This window comes from Pseudobacillus badius (assembly GCF_002189605.1).
GTDB lineage: Bacteria > Bacillota > Bacilli > Bacillales > Domibacillaceae > Pseudobacillus > Pseudobacillus badius.
The window spans coordinates 286,797-306,847 of record NZ_MWMM01000003.1; the positions used below are offsets into that span (position 1 = coordinate 286,797).

The 20,051-nt window shown below is 48.3% G+C and carries 13 protein-coding genes; all 13 read right to left on the reverse strand.

The window, feature by feature from the left end; genetic code table 11:
- Positions 1-135: 135 nt before the first annotated feature.
- A complete protein-coding gene (locus B1A98_RS07690) occupies positions 136-2,148 on the reverse strand; it encodes a penicillin-binding transpeptidase domain-containing protein (protein ID WP_063384642.1) in 2,013 nt (670 codons plus the stop codon).
- Positions 2,149-2,201: 53 nt separating this feature from the next.
- Positions 2,202-3,158 (reverse strand): DMT family transporter, encoded by a 957-nt coding sequence (locus B1A98_RS07695; protein WP_063384641.1) that lies wholly within the window; start codon positions 3,156-3,158, stop codon positions 2,202-2,204.
- A 137-nt stretch (positions 3,159-3,295) separates the two neighbouring features.
- Positions 3,296-5,257 (reverse strand): hydantoinase B/oxoprolinase family protein, encoded by a 1,962-nt coding sequence (locus B1A98_RS07700; RefSeq protein ID WP_063384640.1) that lies wholly within the window; start codon positions 5,255-5,257, stop codon positions 3,296-3,298.
- A 13-nt stretch (positions 5,258-5,270) separates the two neighbouring features.
- On the reverse strand, positions 5,271-7,358 hold the full coding sequence (locus tag B1A98_RS07705) for a hydantoinase/oxoprolinase family protein (RefSeq protein WP_063384639.1): 2,088 nt from the start codon (positions 7,356-7,358) through the stop codon (positions 5,271-5,273).
- A gap of 166 nt (positions 7,359-7,524) precedes the next feature.
- Complete coding sequence (locus B1A98_RS07710; protein WP_063384638.1) at positions 7,525-8,505, reverse strand: 5-oxoprolinase subunit C family protein; 981 nt, start codon at positions 8,503-8,505, stop codon at positions 7,525-7,527.
- A 3-nt stretch (positions 8,506-8,508) separates the two neighbouring features.
- Positions 8,509-9,393: a 5-oxoprolinase subunit B family protein gene (locus B1A98_RS07715; protein ID WP_063384637.1), complete on the reverse strand. Its 885-nt coding sequence runs from the start codon at positions 9,391-9,393 to the stop codon at positions 8,509-8,511.
- 14 nt (positions 9,394-9,407) lie between these two features.
- The gene (locus B1A98_RS07720) at positions 9,408-11,438 is read right to left on the reverse strand and encodes a sigma 54-interacting transcriptional regulator (RefSeq protein ID WP_063384636.1); all 2,031 of its coding nucleotides are present in this window, start codon (positions 11,436-11,438) and stop codon (positions 9,408-9,410) included.
- 393 nt (positions 11,439-11,831) lie between these two features.
- The gene (locus B1A98_RS07725; RefSeq protein WP_063384635.1) at positions 11,832-12,959 is read right to left on the reverse strand and encodes a glycerate kinase family protein; all 1,128 of its coding nucleotides are present in this window, start codon (positions 12,957-12,959) and stop codon (positions 11,832-11,834) included.
- A 136-nt stretch (positions 12,960-13,095) separates the two neighbouring features.
- Complete coding sequence (locus B1A98_RS07730; RefSeq protein ID WP_420916243.1) at positions 13,096-14,937, reverse strand: sigma-54-dependent Fis family transcriptional regulator; 1,842 nt, start codon at positions 14,935-14,937, stop codon at positions 13,096-13,098.
- A gap of 334 nt (positions 14,938-15,271) precedes the next feature.
- Entirely contained in the window at positions 15,272-16,651 is a 1,380-nt protein-coding gene (gene lpdA / locus B1A98_RS07735) for a dihydrolipoyl dehydrogenase (protein WP_063384633.1), read from the reverse strand.
- A gap of 16 nt (positions 16,652-16,667) precedes the next feature.
- Entirely contained in the window at positions 16,668-17,897 is a 1,230-nt protein-coding gene (locus B1A98_RS07740) for a dihydrolipoamide acetyltransferase family protein (RefSeq protein ID WP_063384632.1), read from the reverse strand.
- Positions 17,898-17,925: 28 nt separating this feature from the next.
- Positions 17,926-18,960 carry an alpha-ketoacid dehydrogenase subunit beta gene (locus tag B1A98_RS07745; protein ID WP_063384631.1) on the reverse strand — a complete coding sequence of 345 codons (1,035 nt, stop codon included), beginning with the start codon at positions 18,958-18,960 and terminating at the stop codon, positions 17,926-17,928.
- Positions 18,961-18,984: 24 nt separating this feature from the next.
- Positions 18,985-19,977 (reverse strand): thiamine pyrophosphate-dependent dehydrogenase E1 component subunit alpha, encoded by a 993-nt coding sequence (locus tag B1A98_RS07750; RefSeq protein WP_063384630.1) that lies wholly within the window; start codon positions 19,975-19,977, stop codon positions 18,985-18,987.
- Positions 19,978-20,051: the final 74 nt, after the last annotated feature.

A 20,051-nucleotide genomic window follows, 5' to 3' on the forward strand; every position in this document is an offset into this window, starting at 1 on the left:
TTCTCACCATTTTTAATTTCCAACGGTCAACTTCTTACAACTTACTTCTACAAAAGGGGCAAATCCCCTTTTTCCATACCCAAAAAAGCCGCCGAAAAAACGGGAAACCTCGCTTTTTCTGGCGGCTTTTTTCATTTATGAGCTGATTTCTTTCCATTTAGAAAAAATTTGTTTGCTGGCGGCAATAGCGGCCTTGCTTCCTCCTGCCCCTTCCGCTCCTTCGACCATAAGCGCCAATACAAAGTTTGGCTGCTGCTGGTCATAAGCGACAAACAGACCATTTTCTTTTCCTTTTGTTCCCTTTTCCAGCTTTAACTCGGCCGTGCCTGTCTTGCCCGCAAGCGCAAGCCCCGGCGTATCGGCCGATTTAGCCGTTCCCTTTTGAACGACAAGACGCAGGTCCTGCTTTAACAAATCAGCCGACGCTTTGGAGAGAAGGTTCTTTTTCCACACTTCCGGCTGGGCTTCAGCGTAAAGCTGCGGTGTCATCATGTTGCCGTCGTTGACAATAGCACTGTAAACGGATGAAAGATGAAGCATGCTGGACAGAACTTCTCCCTGTCCGTAACCCGTATCACTCAGCAAAATTTCCTTATCAAGTGTTCCGCTGTTCGAAATTTGGGAAGCCCGGATCGGGTAAGCGAAGGGAATCTTTTCTCCGTAACCAAATGACTTTAAGCCATCGGCCATTTTTTCCTTGCCTGTCTCAAGAGCTGTTTGCGCAAAATAAATGTTGTCAGAATAAATAAGTGCTTTCTGAAGATTCACCGGCTCGCCCGGGTCCTTCACGCGCGTAACCGAGTAATTGCCCCACGAAGCATCCTTTTTCCAATGGAGACCTGTAATCGGCCGTTCCTTCGCTGGATCAAGCGTGTCCGCCTTTATGGCAACGGCGGCAGTGATCGGCTTGATCGTCGAACCAGGCGAATAAGTGGCGGCAAAACGGTTTAATAGCGGCTGGGCTGGATTCTTCTCAAGCTCCTGATAACGATTGGCTGACACCCCAAGAGCAAATTCGTTCGGATCAAACGCGGGAGAGCTGGCCAGCGCCAGTACTTGACCGGTTTTCGGATCGATAGCTGCTGCTGTTCCCGGCTTGCCTTTCAGCTCTTCGTAAATGGTTTTCTGCAATTCCGCATTGATGGCTACCTTTACGTTTTCCCCATCTTTAGCCGCTTTTTCTGCAATGGTTACTGGTTCACCCTTGGCCTTTTCAATGTAAATTTTCTTGCCGTTGCGGGCGCGAAGCTTCTCTTCCAATAGCTGTTCGAGCCCCCGTTTGCCGATTTGATCCTGATCGCTGTATCCTTTTGATTTTAGCTTTTTCAATTCCTCGCCATTAATGTCTCCGATATAGCCCGTTAAGTGACCAAGCGCTTCTTTGTACGGGTATTGTCTCATGGTAATTTCCTGTGTTTCAAACCCCGGGATAGCCCGAAGCTGCTGAAGCTTTTCGTTATCATAAGCAGATACTTTTTTCAAAGGGACAAAATATCCGGGACGCACCCAGCTTTGCTGCAATTGCTTATCGATAAATTCAGATGTTATACCGAGCAAAGCCGCTACCTTGCCTTTTGCTGCGGCATCGTTGTCTATGTCTCCAGCCTTGACACCGGCTGAATAGCCCTGGCCGTTGACGGCTAAGGAGCTGCCGTTGCGGTCAACGATCTCGCCGCGGTTTCCTTTAATGGTTTCAATGCGGATTTTATCGCCATCCTCCATGTCAGGAAAAATATATGAAACATCCCAGTCGATAAACCAAGCTTCTTCCTTCTCTTTTTCTTCCTTTTTCAAAACCGCCTTCTTTTTGAAAGAAACAGGACCGGCACTTGTGTCCATTTCCACTTTGATTGGCAGAACCGCTTTTTTTCCTTCCCAATCCTTCTCCTCTGTTTGGAGCGGGGTGACTTTTATTTTTTTCACGCCTAGACTTTTATAGATCGTTTGGTAACGATCGACATAGTCCTCCTTCTTCACCTGCTCTTTATTAGAGGGAGCGACATAACTTTTATACATCTCTGCGAATTCCTGATCACTCCATAGCTTCGCATACTCATTCAGCCTCTCTTCCGGTGACGCCATTTTGTTGCAGCCGCCCAAGCCGAGGAGCAAAATCAGCAGACCGGTTAACAATAAATAATTCCTCATCCTTCCACCTCCGTGCTTTCTTCCTATATTATAGCAAATAAAATACCAGACACTTAAGTGCCTGGCGTGAATTGCTTAGCATGAGAAATGTAACTGTGCAGCACCATGCCCACAATAATCAGCATCATGCCGGCGATAGATACAGGGGCGGGCAGAGGCGCGGCGAGCAGCACCATCTCGCCGGCTACCGCAAACAATACTTCTAAAGACTGGGTGGCCTCTACTGCGCCCAATTTATTCATATTTCCTCTCACCAGATCGGTTGCCGCAAAAAACAGCACCGTGGCGAACACACCGGAAAAAAGAGCCACAAGGCCGGATTGAACAACTTGGCCTTTGCTCGGCCAGCCGACCGTGAAGACCGCCGTCACCGAAAGAATCAGCCAAAACGGCAAGCTCGCCAGCGTCATTCCAAGTACACGCTGATAAGCATCAAGACGGTCAGCGCACACCTCCATCATTTTACGGTTCCCGAGCGGGTAAGCAAAAGAGGCCGCTATAATCGGCAGGATACAGAGCAGCGCAGCCTGCAACGACAGCTCACGCGCATGTGCTGCCTGCATAAGAGCAACTCCGGCTAAGATAATAAGCGACATGGCAAGACCCTTATAAGGAATTTTTCCTCTCATTCTCTTAGGGCCGCTTGGTGTCTGGATCGTTATGTAAAAAAACGGAACAAGCAGTGACCCCGAAATAATCGTTACTTGCCACGTTCCGGCAATCAGCCAGCCCGGACCGTAAGCCGCCGCAAAACAGAGCGGCGCATAAAAAAGCCCAAAGCCGACAGTGCTCCAAAGCAGCCAGGCAAATGGATTTCTTTTCATCTCCGTCAACAACGGCCGCATGCCTTTGCGGCTGCCGACAATAACTGCGAGCAACGGAATCATAAATAAATAACGCAAAGAAGCACTCCACATCCAGTTGCCTCCTTCTGCTTCCATCAGCCGATTCAGGACAAATGTAAAAGCAAAGAAAAAAGCAGAAAGCACGCCTAGTATAATTGGTCTCATTCAGCCTATCCCCCAATGATCATCAAACATTTGTGCCCTCACTATAACGCACCTGTTATTTGGCACGCAATGAAAAATTTTCAGAAAGCAATCATTTAAACAAAGAAAAGCAGCGGGGCTCCCCGCTGCTTGGTTGATTATGCCCAGTACGCAAGTGAGCGCTTTTTGAGCATTTCGCGATTTTGTGCTGTTGTCTTTTCAAGCACTGTTCCTGTTGCCAAGTCAATAATGACACCATATCTGCGAATCAAATCCAATTGATCGATTTCTCCATTGCGATATTTGGCAAGAATACTGTCCGTGTCTTCCTCCAGCCAGCCGGCGCGTGAATGGCGGATGAGCTCCCTTTCTGCCTTTGTTGCTTCCTCATCAATCTCGAACAAATCAATTTCTCTATCAATCTCCCGAATCACGACGCCGTAGTCTTTTTTCGCCCGTTCAATAGAAACATACTCATCAATGACATCTTCAAGAACTGCCTTTGGATCACGCTCAAGCGGATCGCCAAGCCCGCCGCCGCCGGCGGACGGTCTTGTGAATGTGTCTCCTTTCTTCAGCTTGACGTTTGAGAAGATGGCACCTAAGAACCGGCCGTCTTCTTTATCTTTATTTAGCCAGGCACCGTGCGGAGTGGACGGAAGCCCGCCAAAGATTCCCCATGTTACTGAACGGGAGCGGTCACAGCAATACGACATTACTGTATCGTTTGCCTCTGTTAACATTCCGCCTTTTTCCACCCCGCAGCCGCCGCGGAATTGACCTGGACCCGCAGAGTCTGTCACGATTTCGTGTTTCGTTGTGATCACTGGAGAAAGCCGCTCCTGTCCCTCGCAAGGCTGAATGCTTAGGCCGACGCCAAATACCGGAGAAAGGGCATTCGCTCCATCACGCTTATCACGGCCTCCATGTCCGCCTGCCATCCAGTCATACCACATAAAGTAATTGTCGTAGCCTTGACGTTTATCCCAGCCGCCAATCAATAAATACTCTAAGTTGAAAGAGCAAGCAAGGGCACGCTCCGGCATCACATGAGACCATAGTTCAAAGCAAGCATTCATGATTTTTTCATATGCGCCGGAGCAAAAGCCTGTAACCGCAACCGGCCAAGCTGCATTGACCACTGAATTTTCTGGCAAATCTACATGCACGACCCGGTAAAAGCCGGAGTTAAGCGGAATGTCCGGGAAAAAGGTTTTCGTGCCTGCATAAGCGGCTGATAAGGAAGAGCCAAAGGCTGAGTTTAAGAAACAGCCGATATAATCATGAGAACCGGCTAAATCATAAAAAATTTCATCGCCTTTAATTGTCATTTTGACTTTAATCGGAATAAGCCCATCTCCTGCTTCCGGGTCCATATCAATATAGTCAATTGTTTCCCACTCGCCGTCAGGAAGAGCGGCCACCTTCGCCCTCGCGAGGCGTTCTACGTAATCCTGCACCTCAGCAAAAGCAGTTAAAATAGTATCTAATCCGTACTTTTCAACAAGCGCCAGAAGCTGCGTCTCGCCCGTTTTTGTCGCTTCTGTCTGAGAACGCAAATCTCCAAGGCGCTCTTCCGGCAGTCTCATGTTGGAAACAAGCACGTTCGCCACATCATGCAAATATTCTCCCTTTCTCCAAATGCGCAGAGGCGGAATTCTGACCCCTTCCCCGTAATGGTCTTTGGACGTAATATCAAAAGACCCCGGCACAGAGCCGCCCATGTCTGCCCAGTGGCCGTTCAGCTGCATGAAAGCAATGAGTTTATCTTCATAAAATACAGGCCGAATCACACGGGTATCGTTAAAGTGCGTGCCGCCGCGATACGGATCATTGACAATAAAAACATCTCCCGGGTGAATATCGTCACCGAAATCTTCAATCACTGCTTTAGCTGTCAAATGAAGCGTGCCCACGTGAACAGAAATATCCTGTGTTCCCTGCATGACAGTATTGCCCTCGGCATCACACAAAGCCGCACTGAAATCACGGTTATAAATAACGAACGAATAACACGTTCTTAAGACTTGCTCGGACATCTGGTCGACTAAATTGACAAAACCATTTTTTAAAACCTCAAATGTAACAGGATCTAACTGGCTTTCGAATACTTTGCTCATGCTCCCACCCCTTTTAGTTAGCTAATGTTGGTACTGTTATGTCTGCTTCCTTTTGCCCTTCTTCTTTTGCCGCAAATGACATAATGATGTTCCGGTACTCATCTACCTTTACCGTGCAGTACGGAGGAACGACCACCGTAGAATCAAGCTGATCGATAATGGCCGGACCGGAAAACTCCGATAGAACAGGAATTTTCGTGCGGTCATAAACAGCTGTTTCAATAAACCCGCCTGATTCCTCAAAATACACTTCCCGCGTTTCTTTCCATGCTTCTTCCAGTGTTCCTGAAGGCTCTTCTTTGTTGAATTCCGGCTTTGTCACCGTACCGATTGCTTCTACACGCAAGCCGTAAATTTCAATGCCTGTCTCCTCATCCCTAAAGGCAAATTCACGTTCATGCTCTTGATGGAAACGCTCCACAGCGTTTTCAAGAGACTGCAGCGGACGATTTACAGTAACAGACAGTGTTCTCCACTGGCCAACATAGCGCATATCCACATAACGAATTAAGTTCATATTTTCCGGCTCGATGCCTTCTTCTTCAAGCAGGGCGATTGCTTCTTTTTCCATTTCGATAAACTCTTTTTCTAAATCATCCTTTTGGATATCTGCGATGTTTGCTAAATAGGTTTTGGTCACATCATGACGGACATCAACGAGCAAGCAGCCCATCGCTGCCGCTACTCCCGGATGAGCCGGCACGATAACATGCGGGATTTCCATTTCTTTCGCCAATTCCGCTCCGTGCAGGGCTCCCGCGCCGCCGAAAGCAACTAAAGCAAAATCACGCGGATCATAGCCGCGGCGTACAGAAATCAAACGAAGCGCGTCACACATGTTTGCATTCGCCACTTTGATAATGGCATCTGCCGCTTCATAAACGTTGTAGTCGAGCTTAGATGCGACAGTTTTTTCAATCGCCTTGATGGCGGCTTCCTTATCCAGTGTCATTTGCCCATCAAGCAGCTTCGTGCCTAAACGGCCAAGCACAACGTTTGCATCCGAGTTGGTCGGCTCGGTTCCGCCCCGCTGGTAACAAGCCGGACCAGGTACGGCGCCGGCACTTTGCGGACCGTTGCGTAAAGAGCCGCCTTCATCAATCCATGATAAGCTTCCGCCTCCAGCTCCAATGGTTAAAATTTCAATGCTAGGGAAGCCAATTGGGTAACCATATTCAATGTACCAGTCCTTCGTTACACGCAAGTCATTGTCGTACATTAAAGAAATATCCGTGCTCGTTCCTCCCATATCTAAGCCGATTGCATTTTTGAATCCGCACATGTTGGCGATGTGCTTGCTCGCAATCGCTCCGGCGGCAATCCCTGAGCTTGCTAAACGAGCGGCATAACGAGGGACCGTTTCAGACGTCATCACCCCTCCGCCGGAATGAAGAACGAGGATGTCTCCTTGATAGCCAATTCCTTTCATTTCCTTTTCCAGCACTTTAATATATTTGCTAATGGTCGGGCCAAGCACAGCATTTACAATGGTCGTGCTCATCCGCTCATGCTCAAAGATTTCCGGCAAAGTTTCAGAAGAGGTACAAATATACACATCTGGCATTTCTTCCTGCAACATTTCTTTCACAAGCTTTTCATTATCGCCATTTACATACGCATTCATGAAGCAAATGGCAATGGATTCTACTTGGCGTCTTTTCAGCACCCTTGCAAGCTCGCGGACCTCGGCTTCATTTACTTCCGTCATAATGTTTCCGGAAAAATCGACCCGCTCCGTCACCTCGAACCGGTCGCGGCGTTTAATGTAAGGCTCTGCCACATCGTTGTAGGCATCCCACAAATCCAGCTTCGTGCCGCGGCGAATCTCCGTAACATCCCGAAAGCCTTTAGTCGTCACAAGTGCCGCTTTCGGCAGCTTTCTCTCGATTAATGCATTGGTTCCGACAGTCGTTCCATGAGAGAACATGGCAATTTGATCGCCTGTCAGCTTAGCTTTAGCGATTCCGTCCATCATTCCTTTTTCTGGATTAGATGGTGTGGAAGATGTTTTTGTTACATGAATTTTCCCTGTTTTTTCATCGAATACGAATACGTCCGTGAATGTTCCTCCAACATCGACAGCTACATGATATTTACTCACTTAATCGCCTCCATTTTGATTAATAAAATGATTTCATTTATATGCAAACCATGATCCTATCACTCTCGCAGTGCGTGTCGGCACCACCTCCTAAAATGAACATCAGAGCAGCACGCTCAAAAATAAACGGAATATTCTGAACCTAAAAGCTGCAGCAAGCGTGATTTTATGCTTGCTGAACAGACATTTTTACTTTTTCGATAAATAGCTCTTTTTGCCGTCGCAGCTGAAACGCTTGTTCAACGGTAACGGCATGAAAGCGGACATTCGATTGCGGTTTCGCCTGGGCGAGCACGCTAATATCCGGGCTGATGACCGTACCGGTTGTTACAAATCCTCCGCCGCCTGTTCCGTCATTTAATAAAATAATTAATTCCTCTTCATTAGGCACAATCACCCCGCCGATCGGATAAGGAATATCAACAATGTTGCCCGGACTGCTTCCGGAGCCGAATGGAGCGGCTTCTTTCTTATATCGGACGCGCCCGCCGTGCAGCCGGTAAGCGACCCGATTCGACTCAGAATGAATCGTCCACTCCTGATTAAGAAGACCGGTTAGCCCTTCGTCACTAATTCTTTCACTCGCAATGCCCAATACAAGATGAACATCCAGCTGACGGCTAAACACAGGTTTGCTCTCCTCCGGCACGCTTTTTCCTACTTGCCGGAGAACGCCGGGCAGCGGTTCATTGAGCGGCAGCTGGTCGCCTTTCAACAACTTCCGTCCCAATACACCAGGAAAGCCACTCGCAAAGCAAACCGAACGGCTGCCGAGCATTTCAGGTGTGGCAAGGCCGCCTGAAACAGTCAAATAAGTAAAAATTCCTTCCTCTATCCTTCCGACTCTCAATATATCTCCCGGCGAGACAGCTACAGGCTCCCACAGCGGAACCGCCTCCCCATTCAACTCTGCCTTGGCGGGAGCGCCAGTCAGGACGGCCACTGTCTTTTTGTGAAATTCAATAACCGGACCCGTTAACATCATTTCCAAGCTGGCATAGTGAGGCGGGTTGCCAAGAAGAGCATGACCGAGCAAAAAAGAGTATTTATCTGCTGCTCCTGAAGGCGGAACTCCCATATGGTAATAACCAAACCGGCCCGTATCCTGGATCGTTGTTTTTAGTCCTGGTTCAAGTATGTGCAACACAGTTTAAAACCCCTCCATCAGTTGAGAAATGTAACGCATGCCCTCTTCATCATATTGCTCTGCCGAAAACTCAATGGACTTTACCCTATATTCATAGATCCGTTTCGCTACTTCTTCACGAATGTTATAATATTCTGCCTCAGTTACCGGCCGATATTTCCATAAGTCTCCCGGTTTGGCAAGAAAAAAAGAGTCTTGAAAAAGCGGCAAGCTTTGCCCCGGATCATACACGGGAACAGCTGACATACCGATCAACTGATAGCTTCCAGTCGATTCCGATGGATAAACAACCGTGAACGCTCCGCCTATCCCAACTGCCTCACTGGGTGTGTAAGAGCGCGGACTAGGGTATTTGGGCGCCTGCAGAATTTGGCGCTGCGGCACTCCAAGCGGAAACCCCCATGCTGTTCCCGGCTTGAACCCTAATGATGTAATAAAATACGGAGGGGCAGAATGAGAAGCAATGAAGTCCTCCTTGTCAGTAAATCCGTTTGCTTTCATGACGTAAGAGAAGTCATCACCTTCTGCTTCGGGCTGCAGATGCTGGTATTTTTCAATCGTTCTCTTCGTAATCTTATCGTTGTACCAAACCGGAATTTCAATGATCCGGCTGCTGAAGTATAATTCCGAACGGTCACTTTTTTGCTGGTCAATCTCCTGCAAATAATCAAGCAGATGGTGAGGGGAAATCGCATTTGGGTCATAACGGATCAGATAGGACGCATTGCTCGGGTATATTTCAATCATGCCCGGGATGTTGCGCTTTCTCAGCTCATTAGTAATGGAAATCGCTTTAAAGTTACTTTCAATTCTCATCTCTTTAGAAATTTCCGCGTAAATATATTCATCTCCGCAAAAATCAAACTTCGTTTCCGGAAAAATTAACACGCTGTTTTTCTCCTCTACTTTGATACTTTCTTCATTCTGCGGCTGACTGTCGATGCGCTGACTCCCAGTGCAGCCGATGCCTTGATCGCCGTTTTGTATTTGCCGAGCGCCAGCCGGATCAATTGGTCTTCCACTTCTTGGACAGCCTCCTTCAATGGCATGATTCCCCGGACTGTTAAATGGGCCTTCTCGTCCGACTCGCTATCCCAAACAGCACGGAACACATCGTCCCCAGAGATGACTTCCTGCTTTCCAATCACTACTAAACGTTCCATTACATTTTGCAATTCCCGAATGTTCCCCGGCCACTGATAACTCTCTAACAGCTGCAATCCTTCTCTCGACAGCTTCTTTTCCCTTTTATAGGTTTCGTTTAATTTCTCAAGAAAAGACAGAGCAAGCGGGGCAATGTCCTCTTTGCGCTTTCTTAGCGGCGGGATCTGCAGCGGAACGACGTGCAGCCGGTAAAATAGGTCTTCCCGGAACGTCTGGGCCGCCACCATTTTTCGCAGGCTTCTATTCGTGGCGGCTAATACACGCACATTGACTTTGATAGGTGCAAGGCCGCCAACACGGACTATTTCTCGCTCCTGCAAAACCCGCAGCAGCTTGACTTGCATGTGAAGCGGAATTTCAGAAATTTCATCAAGAAAAATCGTTCCGCCGTCTGCCGCTTCAAACAATCCCTTTTTTCTTTCTATCGCACTGGTGAACGCTCCCTTTTCATGCCCAAACAATTCACTTTCCAGTAAATTTTCAGGGATAGCACCGCAGTTAATGGTAACGAACGGCGCGTCCGACCGCCGGCTGTAAGCGTGAATGTGGCTGGCAATTACCTCTTTTCCGGCTCCCGATTCTCCGGTGATCAGCACGGTGGATTCCGTTTCTGCCACTTCCTTCAGCTGCTTTACAAGTTCCGCCATTTCCCGTGAACGGTACACGAGTTTTTTTGTCAGGTCGGGGGTCAATGGATTTCCGCCCTCCGCATTCCGCCTCTCTGACATCTCCTCTATGCTGACATCACGAGAAAGAACAATAACTTTCTCCAACCTGTCTTTTTTCATGATAGGAACCGCCGTCGATAACACCTTAGCTTCTCCACGGCTGCTTTGCGTCATGCTGATTCGCTGCTGCTCCTTTAAGCACTGAGCAAAAATATTCGGTTCAAACAACCCGTCAGCTTCTAATTCAAATACACTTTGCCCAATTAAATCCTCTTTTTTATAGGGCTTCCAAAAGTTCTTCAAGAACGAACCGGTTATGTTAGTGATTTCCCCGGAAGGCTGCACGACCATAATTTGCTCGTTAGATGCCGCATAAATGGTTTGCAGCTCTTCAGTCAGCTCACGAACGAATTCCAAACGGCTGACGGCTTTTTCCAAATGCTCCTGCAAGTAAAACACATGAACAATGCCCTCGATTTGCCCTTCATGATAAACCGGTGAAAAATGGCCGGTTATTTTTTTGAAATTGAACGTGCTGTCTACCCCGAACTTCTTCTCGCCTGCAAGAATGTTGGCCATTTCAACTTCCGCCGCCATCATTTTTCTGTAATTTCTTCCCGCCAGAATGGAACGCGGCAGCCCTAAGATCTGGCCGGCTGTTTCATTCATAAAATTAACTTCAAACTGCTGGTTTGTTGTGATAATGCCAATCTCGGCACTGTTCAAGCTATGATTTAAGCTCTCCAGCTGAAGGTGGGCCAGCTGATTTTTAGCGTCCTCCATAGTGATGTACCCGACCGGCTCCCTTTGTTCATTCACTCCGGCAACGATAGAGCAGTTATGGCAAAACTCCACCCAGCCATTTTCACGGACGAGAAGCAAATCCTTTTCATACCTCACCGGCTGATTCAATGATCCAGCGCCTTGCACTTGTTTCATTAAATCATTCAAGGCAAGGTAGCCAACAAGCTTTCCTTGTTCATAAACGAACGCCGTATGGCTCTCTTCCCGGGAAAGCAAGCTGATTGCATCCTGCACGGTGGCTTCACTTGACACCCCAGGCGGCAAAGGCAACAAAATCTCCTGCCATCTCCATCTCATAAGCTACTGAACTCCTTTCCATCACATCACCGGGAAAAGAACCATCTCTCTGGCAAACTGAATACGTTTACATCTGCTTTTCTATAAGCAAATACCGTGCCAAAAAGAAGAAATCTCTTGAAAATAAATGAATAATTCAGAAAATAAAGCTTTTTTATCGCTGTTTTCGCTCTGCATTTTTCCCGGTTTTGTTCCGCTATTCGACATTTTTTTGTGTAAACCTTTTTTATTTTTTTGCATATTTGCAAACGATATTGCAGTTTTGCAATTTATTTTACTATACTAAAGCAACAAAGGGACCACCCTTTGCTGCCAAAAATAGAAATGAGCTTAAGCTATTAAGCAATGAACGGCTTCTATTCAGACGTTTGGAGTAGAAAGGCCGCCTATCGTTCAGGTTAGCGTATAAAAGCGCAGCAGCTGCTCCGCTGTTTGGCTTGCTTGCCGGGAGGCTGTTTCCGGCTCCATTGCCTGCTCAACAGAAAGACAGTCTGATTGAATCGAGAACAGGCCATCAAAATAAGGGTGGAGCGCTTCAAGCTCTCTTCCAAGTCTGCCGGCAAGAGCAATGACTGATGTCCCGTGCAATTTTGCAAGTCGAGCGACGCCGACAGGCACTTTTCCCAGCAAGCTTTGCCCATCAAGGCTGCCTTCACCAGTAATGATGAAATCAGCCTGGCGAATATCCGCCTCAAGTCCCGTTAACTGAATCACAAGTTCCACTCCCGATACCATCTCCCCTCCAAGCGCCGCTGCAATGGCCCCCCCGAGCCCGCCTGCTGCCCCGCTTCCCTTGATCTCTTGAACGTCAAGCCCATAGGCTTGCTGAAATAAGCCGGCGGTCTTTCTCAGGTGCCGATCCAATTCCTCTACTTCGCGCCTGTCCGCGCCTTTTTGCGGAGCGAAAACAAAGGCAGCTCCTCCCTGCCCATAGAAGGAATTCATGACATCGCTGGCTGCCAGAAAGCGCGTGTCGCGTATAGACGGGTGAATGTCTTCATCCGAAAATGAATCAATGGACAATAACGGGTTGCCGTCTATCGGTATTTCTTTCTTCTCCTGATCGTATAGCTTCCAGCCAAGGGCTTGCAGCATGCCTAGACCGCCATCGTTTGTCGCGCTTCCGCCGAGCGAAATGATGATCTGCCGGAATCCGGCATCAAGCGCTGCTCTAATTTGTTCTCCCAATCCGTATGTATTGGCCGCCATCGGTGAACGCCTGTTTGCCGGCAGCAGCGTTAAACCGCTGCTTTGAGCGCATTCAATTACAGCTGTCTGCTCGCCCCTGTATTCTAACGTTAAATAAGAAGCTTCCACCGGGCGCATGAGCGGATCATGGACAGACAGCTGTTGCCGCGTACCGGATAAGGCCTCAATGGTTCCTTCTCCGCCATCAGCCATCGGCACCACTTTAATTTTGGCATCCGGCACCGCCTTTTTTACTCCTGCGGCGATCGCACGCCCGACAGCGGCTGCTGAAAGCGAACCTTTGAAAGAGTCCGGCGCAATTAAAATATTCATCTTCCACCTCTTTTGTTGTTTTTCTCCACAGAATGAACAGCCGCAGCACCTCTTTATTTTGGCAGCAAGTTCACAAATGTGCAGGCTGTTTTCTTTCAGTCACAAAAAATGGCAGGAATCTGTTCCCGCCAAGCTGTTACAAATTAAACCGCTGCAGCCGCCTGTAAAAAGTACTCCGCGGCATATCCAGCAATTTGGCCGCTTGGGAAACGTTTCCCTGCGTTTTCCGGAGTGCTTCCATCATTAATTCTTTTTGAATCTGCTCACGGGCATTCAGCTTACAGGAAACAGGCTCAGCATCCGGCTGCCGGGCATTCGGAGCAAGGAGCTTGTCTACTATACAAAAATCCCCCGGCTCCAGCAAAGAAGAAGAGATGCGCAGACGCTCCAATACATTAAATAGTTCACGGATGTTACCCGGCCAATCGTATTGCTTCAGCCTTTGAATATATTCCTCCGGCACTCGAACGCTCCAATGATGCTGCTGGCAATAATGGCGCACTAAATGCGGAATATCTTCTTTTCTTTCCCGCAGAGGCGGCACATATATCGGGTACACGTGAAGACGGTAATACAAATCCTTGCGGAACGTTCCTTCTTCCGCTAATCGCCCAAGATCACGATGAGTAGCCGCAACAATACGGACATCCAGCTCGATTTCCTTTATTCCTCCAACCGGCGTGACTTTTCTTTCTTGCAGAACACGCAGAAGCTTCACTTGCATAGCCGGAGAAATTTCGCCAATTTCATCAAGAAAGATGGTCCCGCCTTGCGCCTGCTCAAACCTCCCTTTATGTCCTCCCCGCTTCGCTCCGGTAAAAGCACCTTCGGCATAGCCAAACAATTCGCTCTCCATTAACTCCTCAGGCAAAGCCCCGCAATTCAGCGCAATAAAAGGGCCGTTTCTTCTCTTGCTATTATCATGCAGCGCCCGGGCAACCACTTCTTTGCCTGTGCCTGTTTCCCCAAAAAGGCACACACTGGCGTCTGTGGGTGCCACTCTTTTTACCTCCTCTAATGTTCGTTGAAACGAGCGGCTGCTTCCAGCAGTTCCTTCAAAATAAAAGGAAGGGGCTTCCGGAAAATAGCTTTCAGGGGACTTCTCCACTGCTTTTAAATAAAGACAAGTGCCAATCACCCGGTTCGGATCGCTCGCAACAATAACAGATGCCATTTTTTCTTTCAGGCCGTGCCTGACTAGTTGCTCCCTTTTCATTTCTCTATAGTCAGGAATGAGCCACTGAAGATCCCGGCTAACAGCAACAATCCTGCCTCTTTCGTTGCAAACGGCTATGAGTGAACTGCCTTCAAGCAAATGCCCGCATTGATTAAGCAAGTCAGCTTCCTGCTTATGCGCTTGCACACTTAACTCCTTCTCCACTTCGCGGGCAATTGAAGCAACCATGCCAAGCATAAATGGATGGGCCCGATCGACCGGACAAGAAATATCGATAACGCCTAGCAATTCATCTTCTCTTGAATGAATAGGAGCCGCTGCACAGCTCCAATTATGCGAGACGACAGAATAATGCTCGGAACCGCTGATCATAATCGCTTCTTTTGTCTGCAAGGCCGTGCCGATCGCATTTGTTCCCACTTCTTCCTCAGTCCAGCGTACACCTTCAGTAAAATTGATTCTTTTTGCTTCATATTTTACCTTTTTATTTCCGATAATCGACAGTACATATCCCGAAGGATCAATTAATAACACGACCGCTTCCAATTCGGCCATCATGCGGTCCATGCGTTTTAAAGCCGGCAAAGCCGCCTGCAGCAACAGCGTATTTTTTTCTTTTTGCTGTTGAAATGACTCTTTTGTCAGAAAGTGCCTTCCTTTCTGCAAATAAGGATCGACCTGTTTGTTTTTACAACGGTGCCAAGATTCAATGATTCGCTTGCTAATACGGGAGGGATCCAGTACTCCTTCACTCACAAAGCGTTTCCATGTACTCAAATAACAGACGGATTGCATGAACATATCCCCCTTAAATCATTTATTTTGTACACCTGAAAAGCTTACATGTTATGTATGTCTGAGAAAGTACGAGAGTGGATGAATGAACTTATAAACAGCGGTTTTAAAAAAAGAAGAGAATGAGCGTGCAAAGAAGCATATAAAGTGTCTGTACAAATAAAAATTGATACTTTTCTCATTATAAAATAGAAAGAAAATTCTTTCAAATATCATTTCCCTCTTAAAAAAGAAAAGGGCTGCCCAAAAGGTCATGAAAAATGACCTTTTGGGACAGCACCTATTTCTTCCTGACCTCTTTTTATTTTATGGATTATTGGCCAGCCTCCCTAAATATCGATCAGATATGCACCGCTTGGCCGGCCGTGGAGGCTACAGCCTCATAAATAGCTTCCGATACGCTTGGGTGAGCGGCGATCAGCCGCTCCAGACTGTCGGCTGTCATCTCGCCATGGATCATGACTGTACCTTGTCCGATCAGCTCTGTAGCATGGGGGCCGACGATCGACAAACCGATGATTTCATTATACTGCGGCTCAATCAATACCTTTACCTTTCCTGCTGCTTCATTGAGAATCAATGATTTGCCGTTAGCCGAAAATGCACATTCCCCTACTTTAATGTCACCATATTGAGCGCGTGCTTGTTTTTCTGTCAGCCCCACGCCAGCGATCTCCGGAGAAGTATAAATACATCGGGGCACCGCCCGGTAATCAGCATGGACCGCCTCTCCGCACGCATTCAAAGCGGCTATTGTTCCTTCATGGAAAGCAACATGAGCCAGCTGGCTGCCGCCGACAATATCCCCGCACGCATAAATGTGCGGCTGGCTTGTTTGCATTTGGCTATTGACTTCAATGCCGGCTTTAGAATAAGCGACTCCGCTGTTTTCTAATTGCAGGCCGGCCACCCGCGGCTTTCTGCCAATCGCAACAAGCAGGCAATCAGGGCTGAACTGCCTAATCCCTTGAGCGGTTTCCGCTATTACTTTCTTTTTTTCAGCCTCTACTTTTTTCGCAGAAGCAGAAGTATAAATAGATACACCGTCCGCTTTCAGCTTTTCATGTAAAACAGCCGCTATATCCGGGTCCTCCCCGGGAAGCAACTGATCAGCCATTTCTATTATGCTTACTTTCGTTCCCATACGGCTATAGATACTGGCAAACTCACAGCCGATGACTCCCCCGCCAATAATAAGCATCGTCGCCGGTATAACCGAAAGAGCCAGCGCCTGGCCGCTATGAATCACCCATTCACCGGCAAACGGAGCGAAGGGCAAGGAAACAGGTTCAGATCCGGCAGCAATAATGAACTTGTCCGCCCGAATGATCCTTTCCCCTTCCGCCGTTGTAACCCAAAGGCTGTGCGGATCGTTAAATCGGGCCTTGCCATTAACAAGTTCAATTTGGTTTTTTTTGATCAGATGCTTGACGCCGGATGCCAGCGTACGGATTATTTTCTCTTTCCGCAGCTGGACATAGGCCCAATCTATTTCGACATAGGGCGATGAGCGCCGGATGCCGAATTCTGCCGCTTGCTGTACTTTCTCCAATACGGCAGCGCTTTCTAACAGCGCTTTCGTTGGCATACACCCTTCATTTAAGCATACTCCGCCCAAGGGACCCTCCTCAATAAGATTGACTTTCTGTCCTTGCCGGGCGGCAGTGATGGCTGCTACATATCCGGCAGGCCCGCCGCCGATTATTGCAATGGTTGTCATCGTATCTACCTTCCTTCTAAAGCAACATTGTAAACGGCTCTTCCAACAGCTGCTTAACCGTCTGCAGAAAAGCTGCCGCGGGCGCCCCGTCCAGTACACGGTGGTCAAAGGTCAAGCTGAGAGGCAGCAAACGGCGGCACTCGATCGTTCCTTCCTTAAATACGGCCGCTTCCTCCACAGCGCCGACCCCTAGAATACCTGCTTCCGGAGAATTTAAAATCGGGGTGAAATATTCAACTCCGTAAGCGCCGAGGTTGCTAATGGTGAAAGTTGAGCCTGTCATTTCATCCTGATTCAGCTCTCCCTGGCGCGCCCGCTCAGCATAAAGCTTTATTTTTTTAGAGAGCTGGACAAGAGAATCGTTCTGAGCATCACGGATAACCGGCACTACAAGCCCTTTCTCAAGTGCTACAGCGACTCCGAGATGAATCGATTCAAACTGATGAATATGCCCATCCATGCAGGCACTATTCATCAGCGGATGCTTTTGGAGAGCCAGTACAACAGCCCGGGCAACAAAATCAAGAATGGATAGCTTCGCCGCCAGATGGGATTGAACGGTTTCTGCCATTTGCTCGCGAAGCTGAACTGCTTCGGTTGCATCTGCCTTCATTGTGATCGTTAACTGAGCGCTGTTTTTCAAACTGGCGTGCATCCTTTCTGCAATCACCTTGCGCATACCTGTCATCGATGTTTGCTGTGCTGCCTGCGGTGCTGCAGGAGCCGTGCTTTCTTCCCTCTGTTCCGGTTCGGAAGCTGACGGAGCAGAGACCGCTTTCTCCACATCCTCCTTTGTAATTCTCCCGCCTGGTCCTGAACCTTTCAGCTGTGTATAATCAATGCCGGCCGACTCCGCTATTTTGCGAGCCACAGGCGAGATTTTTAGCCGGCTTCTTGCCGTGAGAGCAGAAAGCGAAACAGGCTTCTCTTCTTCCATTGCCGTGGCCGCTATTTCCTTGTCAGCTGGCTGCTTTGCAATAGATGTCTCGGCTTCAGGCACTTTTTCACCCGGCTGTCCGATATAGCCAATAACTGTTCCTGGAGGGACTCCCTCGCCTTCTTGAACAGCAATATCCAACAGGCTTCCGCTCGCCGGCGCCTCAAGCTCCATTTCAATTTTTTCCGAGTTAATGCTGGCAAGCAGCTCTCCTTTTTCTACCGCCTCTCCAACCTGCTTATTCCAATTGGAAACAGCGCCTTCCTTCATTGCCATCCCTAATTTCGGCATGATCACTTCTACCGCCATCGAATCTCTCCCTTTCCTCTTTATCGTCTTATAAGCTGAGAGAAGAAGTTTCCCCTAAAAGTTCAGACACCACCTGTATCACTTTCTCCGGCGTAGGAAGATACCTATCTTCTAGAGGAGGAGAGAAAGGCACCGGTGTATGAGGCGCTGTTATACGCTTAATGGGTGCATCCAGCGAATCGAACCCTTTATCCGCTACGATAGCCGCAATGTCAGTCGCCAGATTACAACGCGGATTTGCTTCATCAACAATGACCAGGCGGTTCGTTTTCGCCACAGAGGAAAGGATTGTTTCTTCATCTAATGGAGATAAACTCCGCGGATCGACTACCTCTGCTTCGATTCCCCGGCCAGCAAGGTGCCCGGCCGCTTCTAAAGCTGTGTTCACTTGCTTTCCAATGCCGACAATGGTTAAGTCAGAGCCTTCCCGCTTAACATCCGCTTTCCCGATCGGGACGGTATAGTAGCCCGCCGGCACTTCTCCTGTCATGTTATACAGCGTTTTATCTTCGAAAAAGATCACCGGATCATTATCTTCAATAGCAGCAAGCAGCAGCCCTTTCGCATCATAGGGGGTGGATGGTACAACTACTTTCAAGCCTGGGATACTTGTAAACAGTGCATATAAGCTTTGCGAATGCTGAGCGGCTGCCCGAAAACCGGCTCCGTGCATAGTTCTCACCGTCACCGGCACTTGCGCTTTCCCGCCGAACATATAACGGAATTTAGCTCCCTGATTTAAAACTTCATCGAGACAGCTGCCGATAAAATCGTTAAACATTAATTCAGCAATCGGCCGCAGTCCTGTTGACGCCGCAGCCATCGCTGCTCCCATATAGCCCGCTTCAGCAATCGGCGTATCTAAAATGCGCTCCCGGCCGAACTCTTGGACAAGTCCCTTCGTTACGCCAAGTACGCCTCCCCAGGCATCTTCATCTTGCAAATGATCCACTTCTGCTCCCCCGGCAACATCTTCCCCCAGCAAAATCACATCCGGGTCCTTCCTCATCGCCAATGCGATTGCTTCATTGATCGCTTCGGACATGCTTATTGTTCTCGCCATATTCATCTCTCCTTTTTTAAGAAATTAATAGGATACATATACATCTGTCAGTAATTCATCTTCTTTCGGATACGGACTTTCCTCGCTGAACCGCACAGCCCGCTGAATCGCTTCAATAACCGATTCTTCTACAGAAGCCAGCTCGTTTTCCGTCAAGAGCTGCTGGGTTAACAGATATTTTTTAAATCGAATAATGGCATCTTTTTCCTGCTTATGTTCTTTCTTTTCAGGTTCCGCTTTGTACGTCTGTGCATCCCCTTCAAAGTGTCCGTAATTGCGGTAGGTCATGCATTCGATCAATGTTGGCCCTTCTCCGCGGCGCGCCCGTTGAATCGCTTCTTCCGCTGCCTTATAAACGGCCAGCACATTCTTTCCATCTACACGGACACCGGGAATGTTGTAGCCGATTGCCCGGTCTGCAATCGTCTTGCAGCTGGAGGCATATTCAAATGGGGTCGCTTCGGCATATCCGTTATTTTCAGCAACGAAAATAACAGGAAGATTCCAAATCGCCGCCAAATTAATCCCTTCATGAAACGTGCCGTGATTGTTGGCTCCATCTCCAAAGAAGCAAACACTGACATTGTCCGTCTTTTTATATTTGGCCGTTAAAGCAGAGCCGCATGCCAGCGGAAAACCGCCGCCGACAATGCCATTTGCCCCCAGCATGCCTTTATTTAAATCAGCGATATGCATCGAGCCGCCCTTTCCTTTGCACAAGCCTGTCGCTTTTCCGTATATTTCAGCCATCATGCCATCGAGGTCGCAGCCCTTTGCAATACAATGCCCGTGTCCGCGATGAGTGCTCGTAATGGTATCCTTGTCATTTAAATGAGCGCATACACCAACGGCTACCGCTTCTTCGCCCGCATACAAATGAACGAACCCCGGCAAAATCCCTTGCGCAAACAGTTCATGCACTTTATCCTCGAATTCGCGGATCTCCAGCATCTTTCTGTACATCCACCGGGCTTGGTCCTGTGTTAATGCAACTCCCTTGTTCTGCAGCACTTCCATGGTTAACAGCCTCCTATCATTTTTTCTCATCCTCTTTATTGCAAATGCCGTGCCACCCGTTCAAGCCTGCGAAA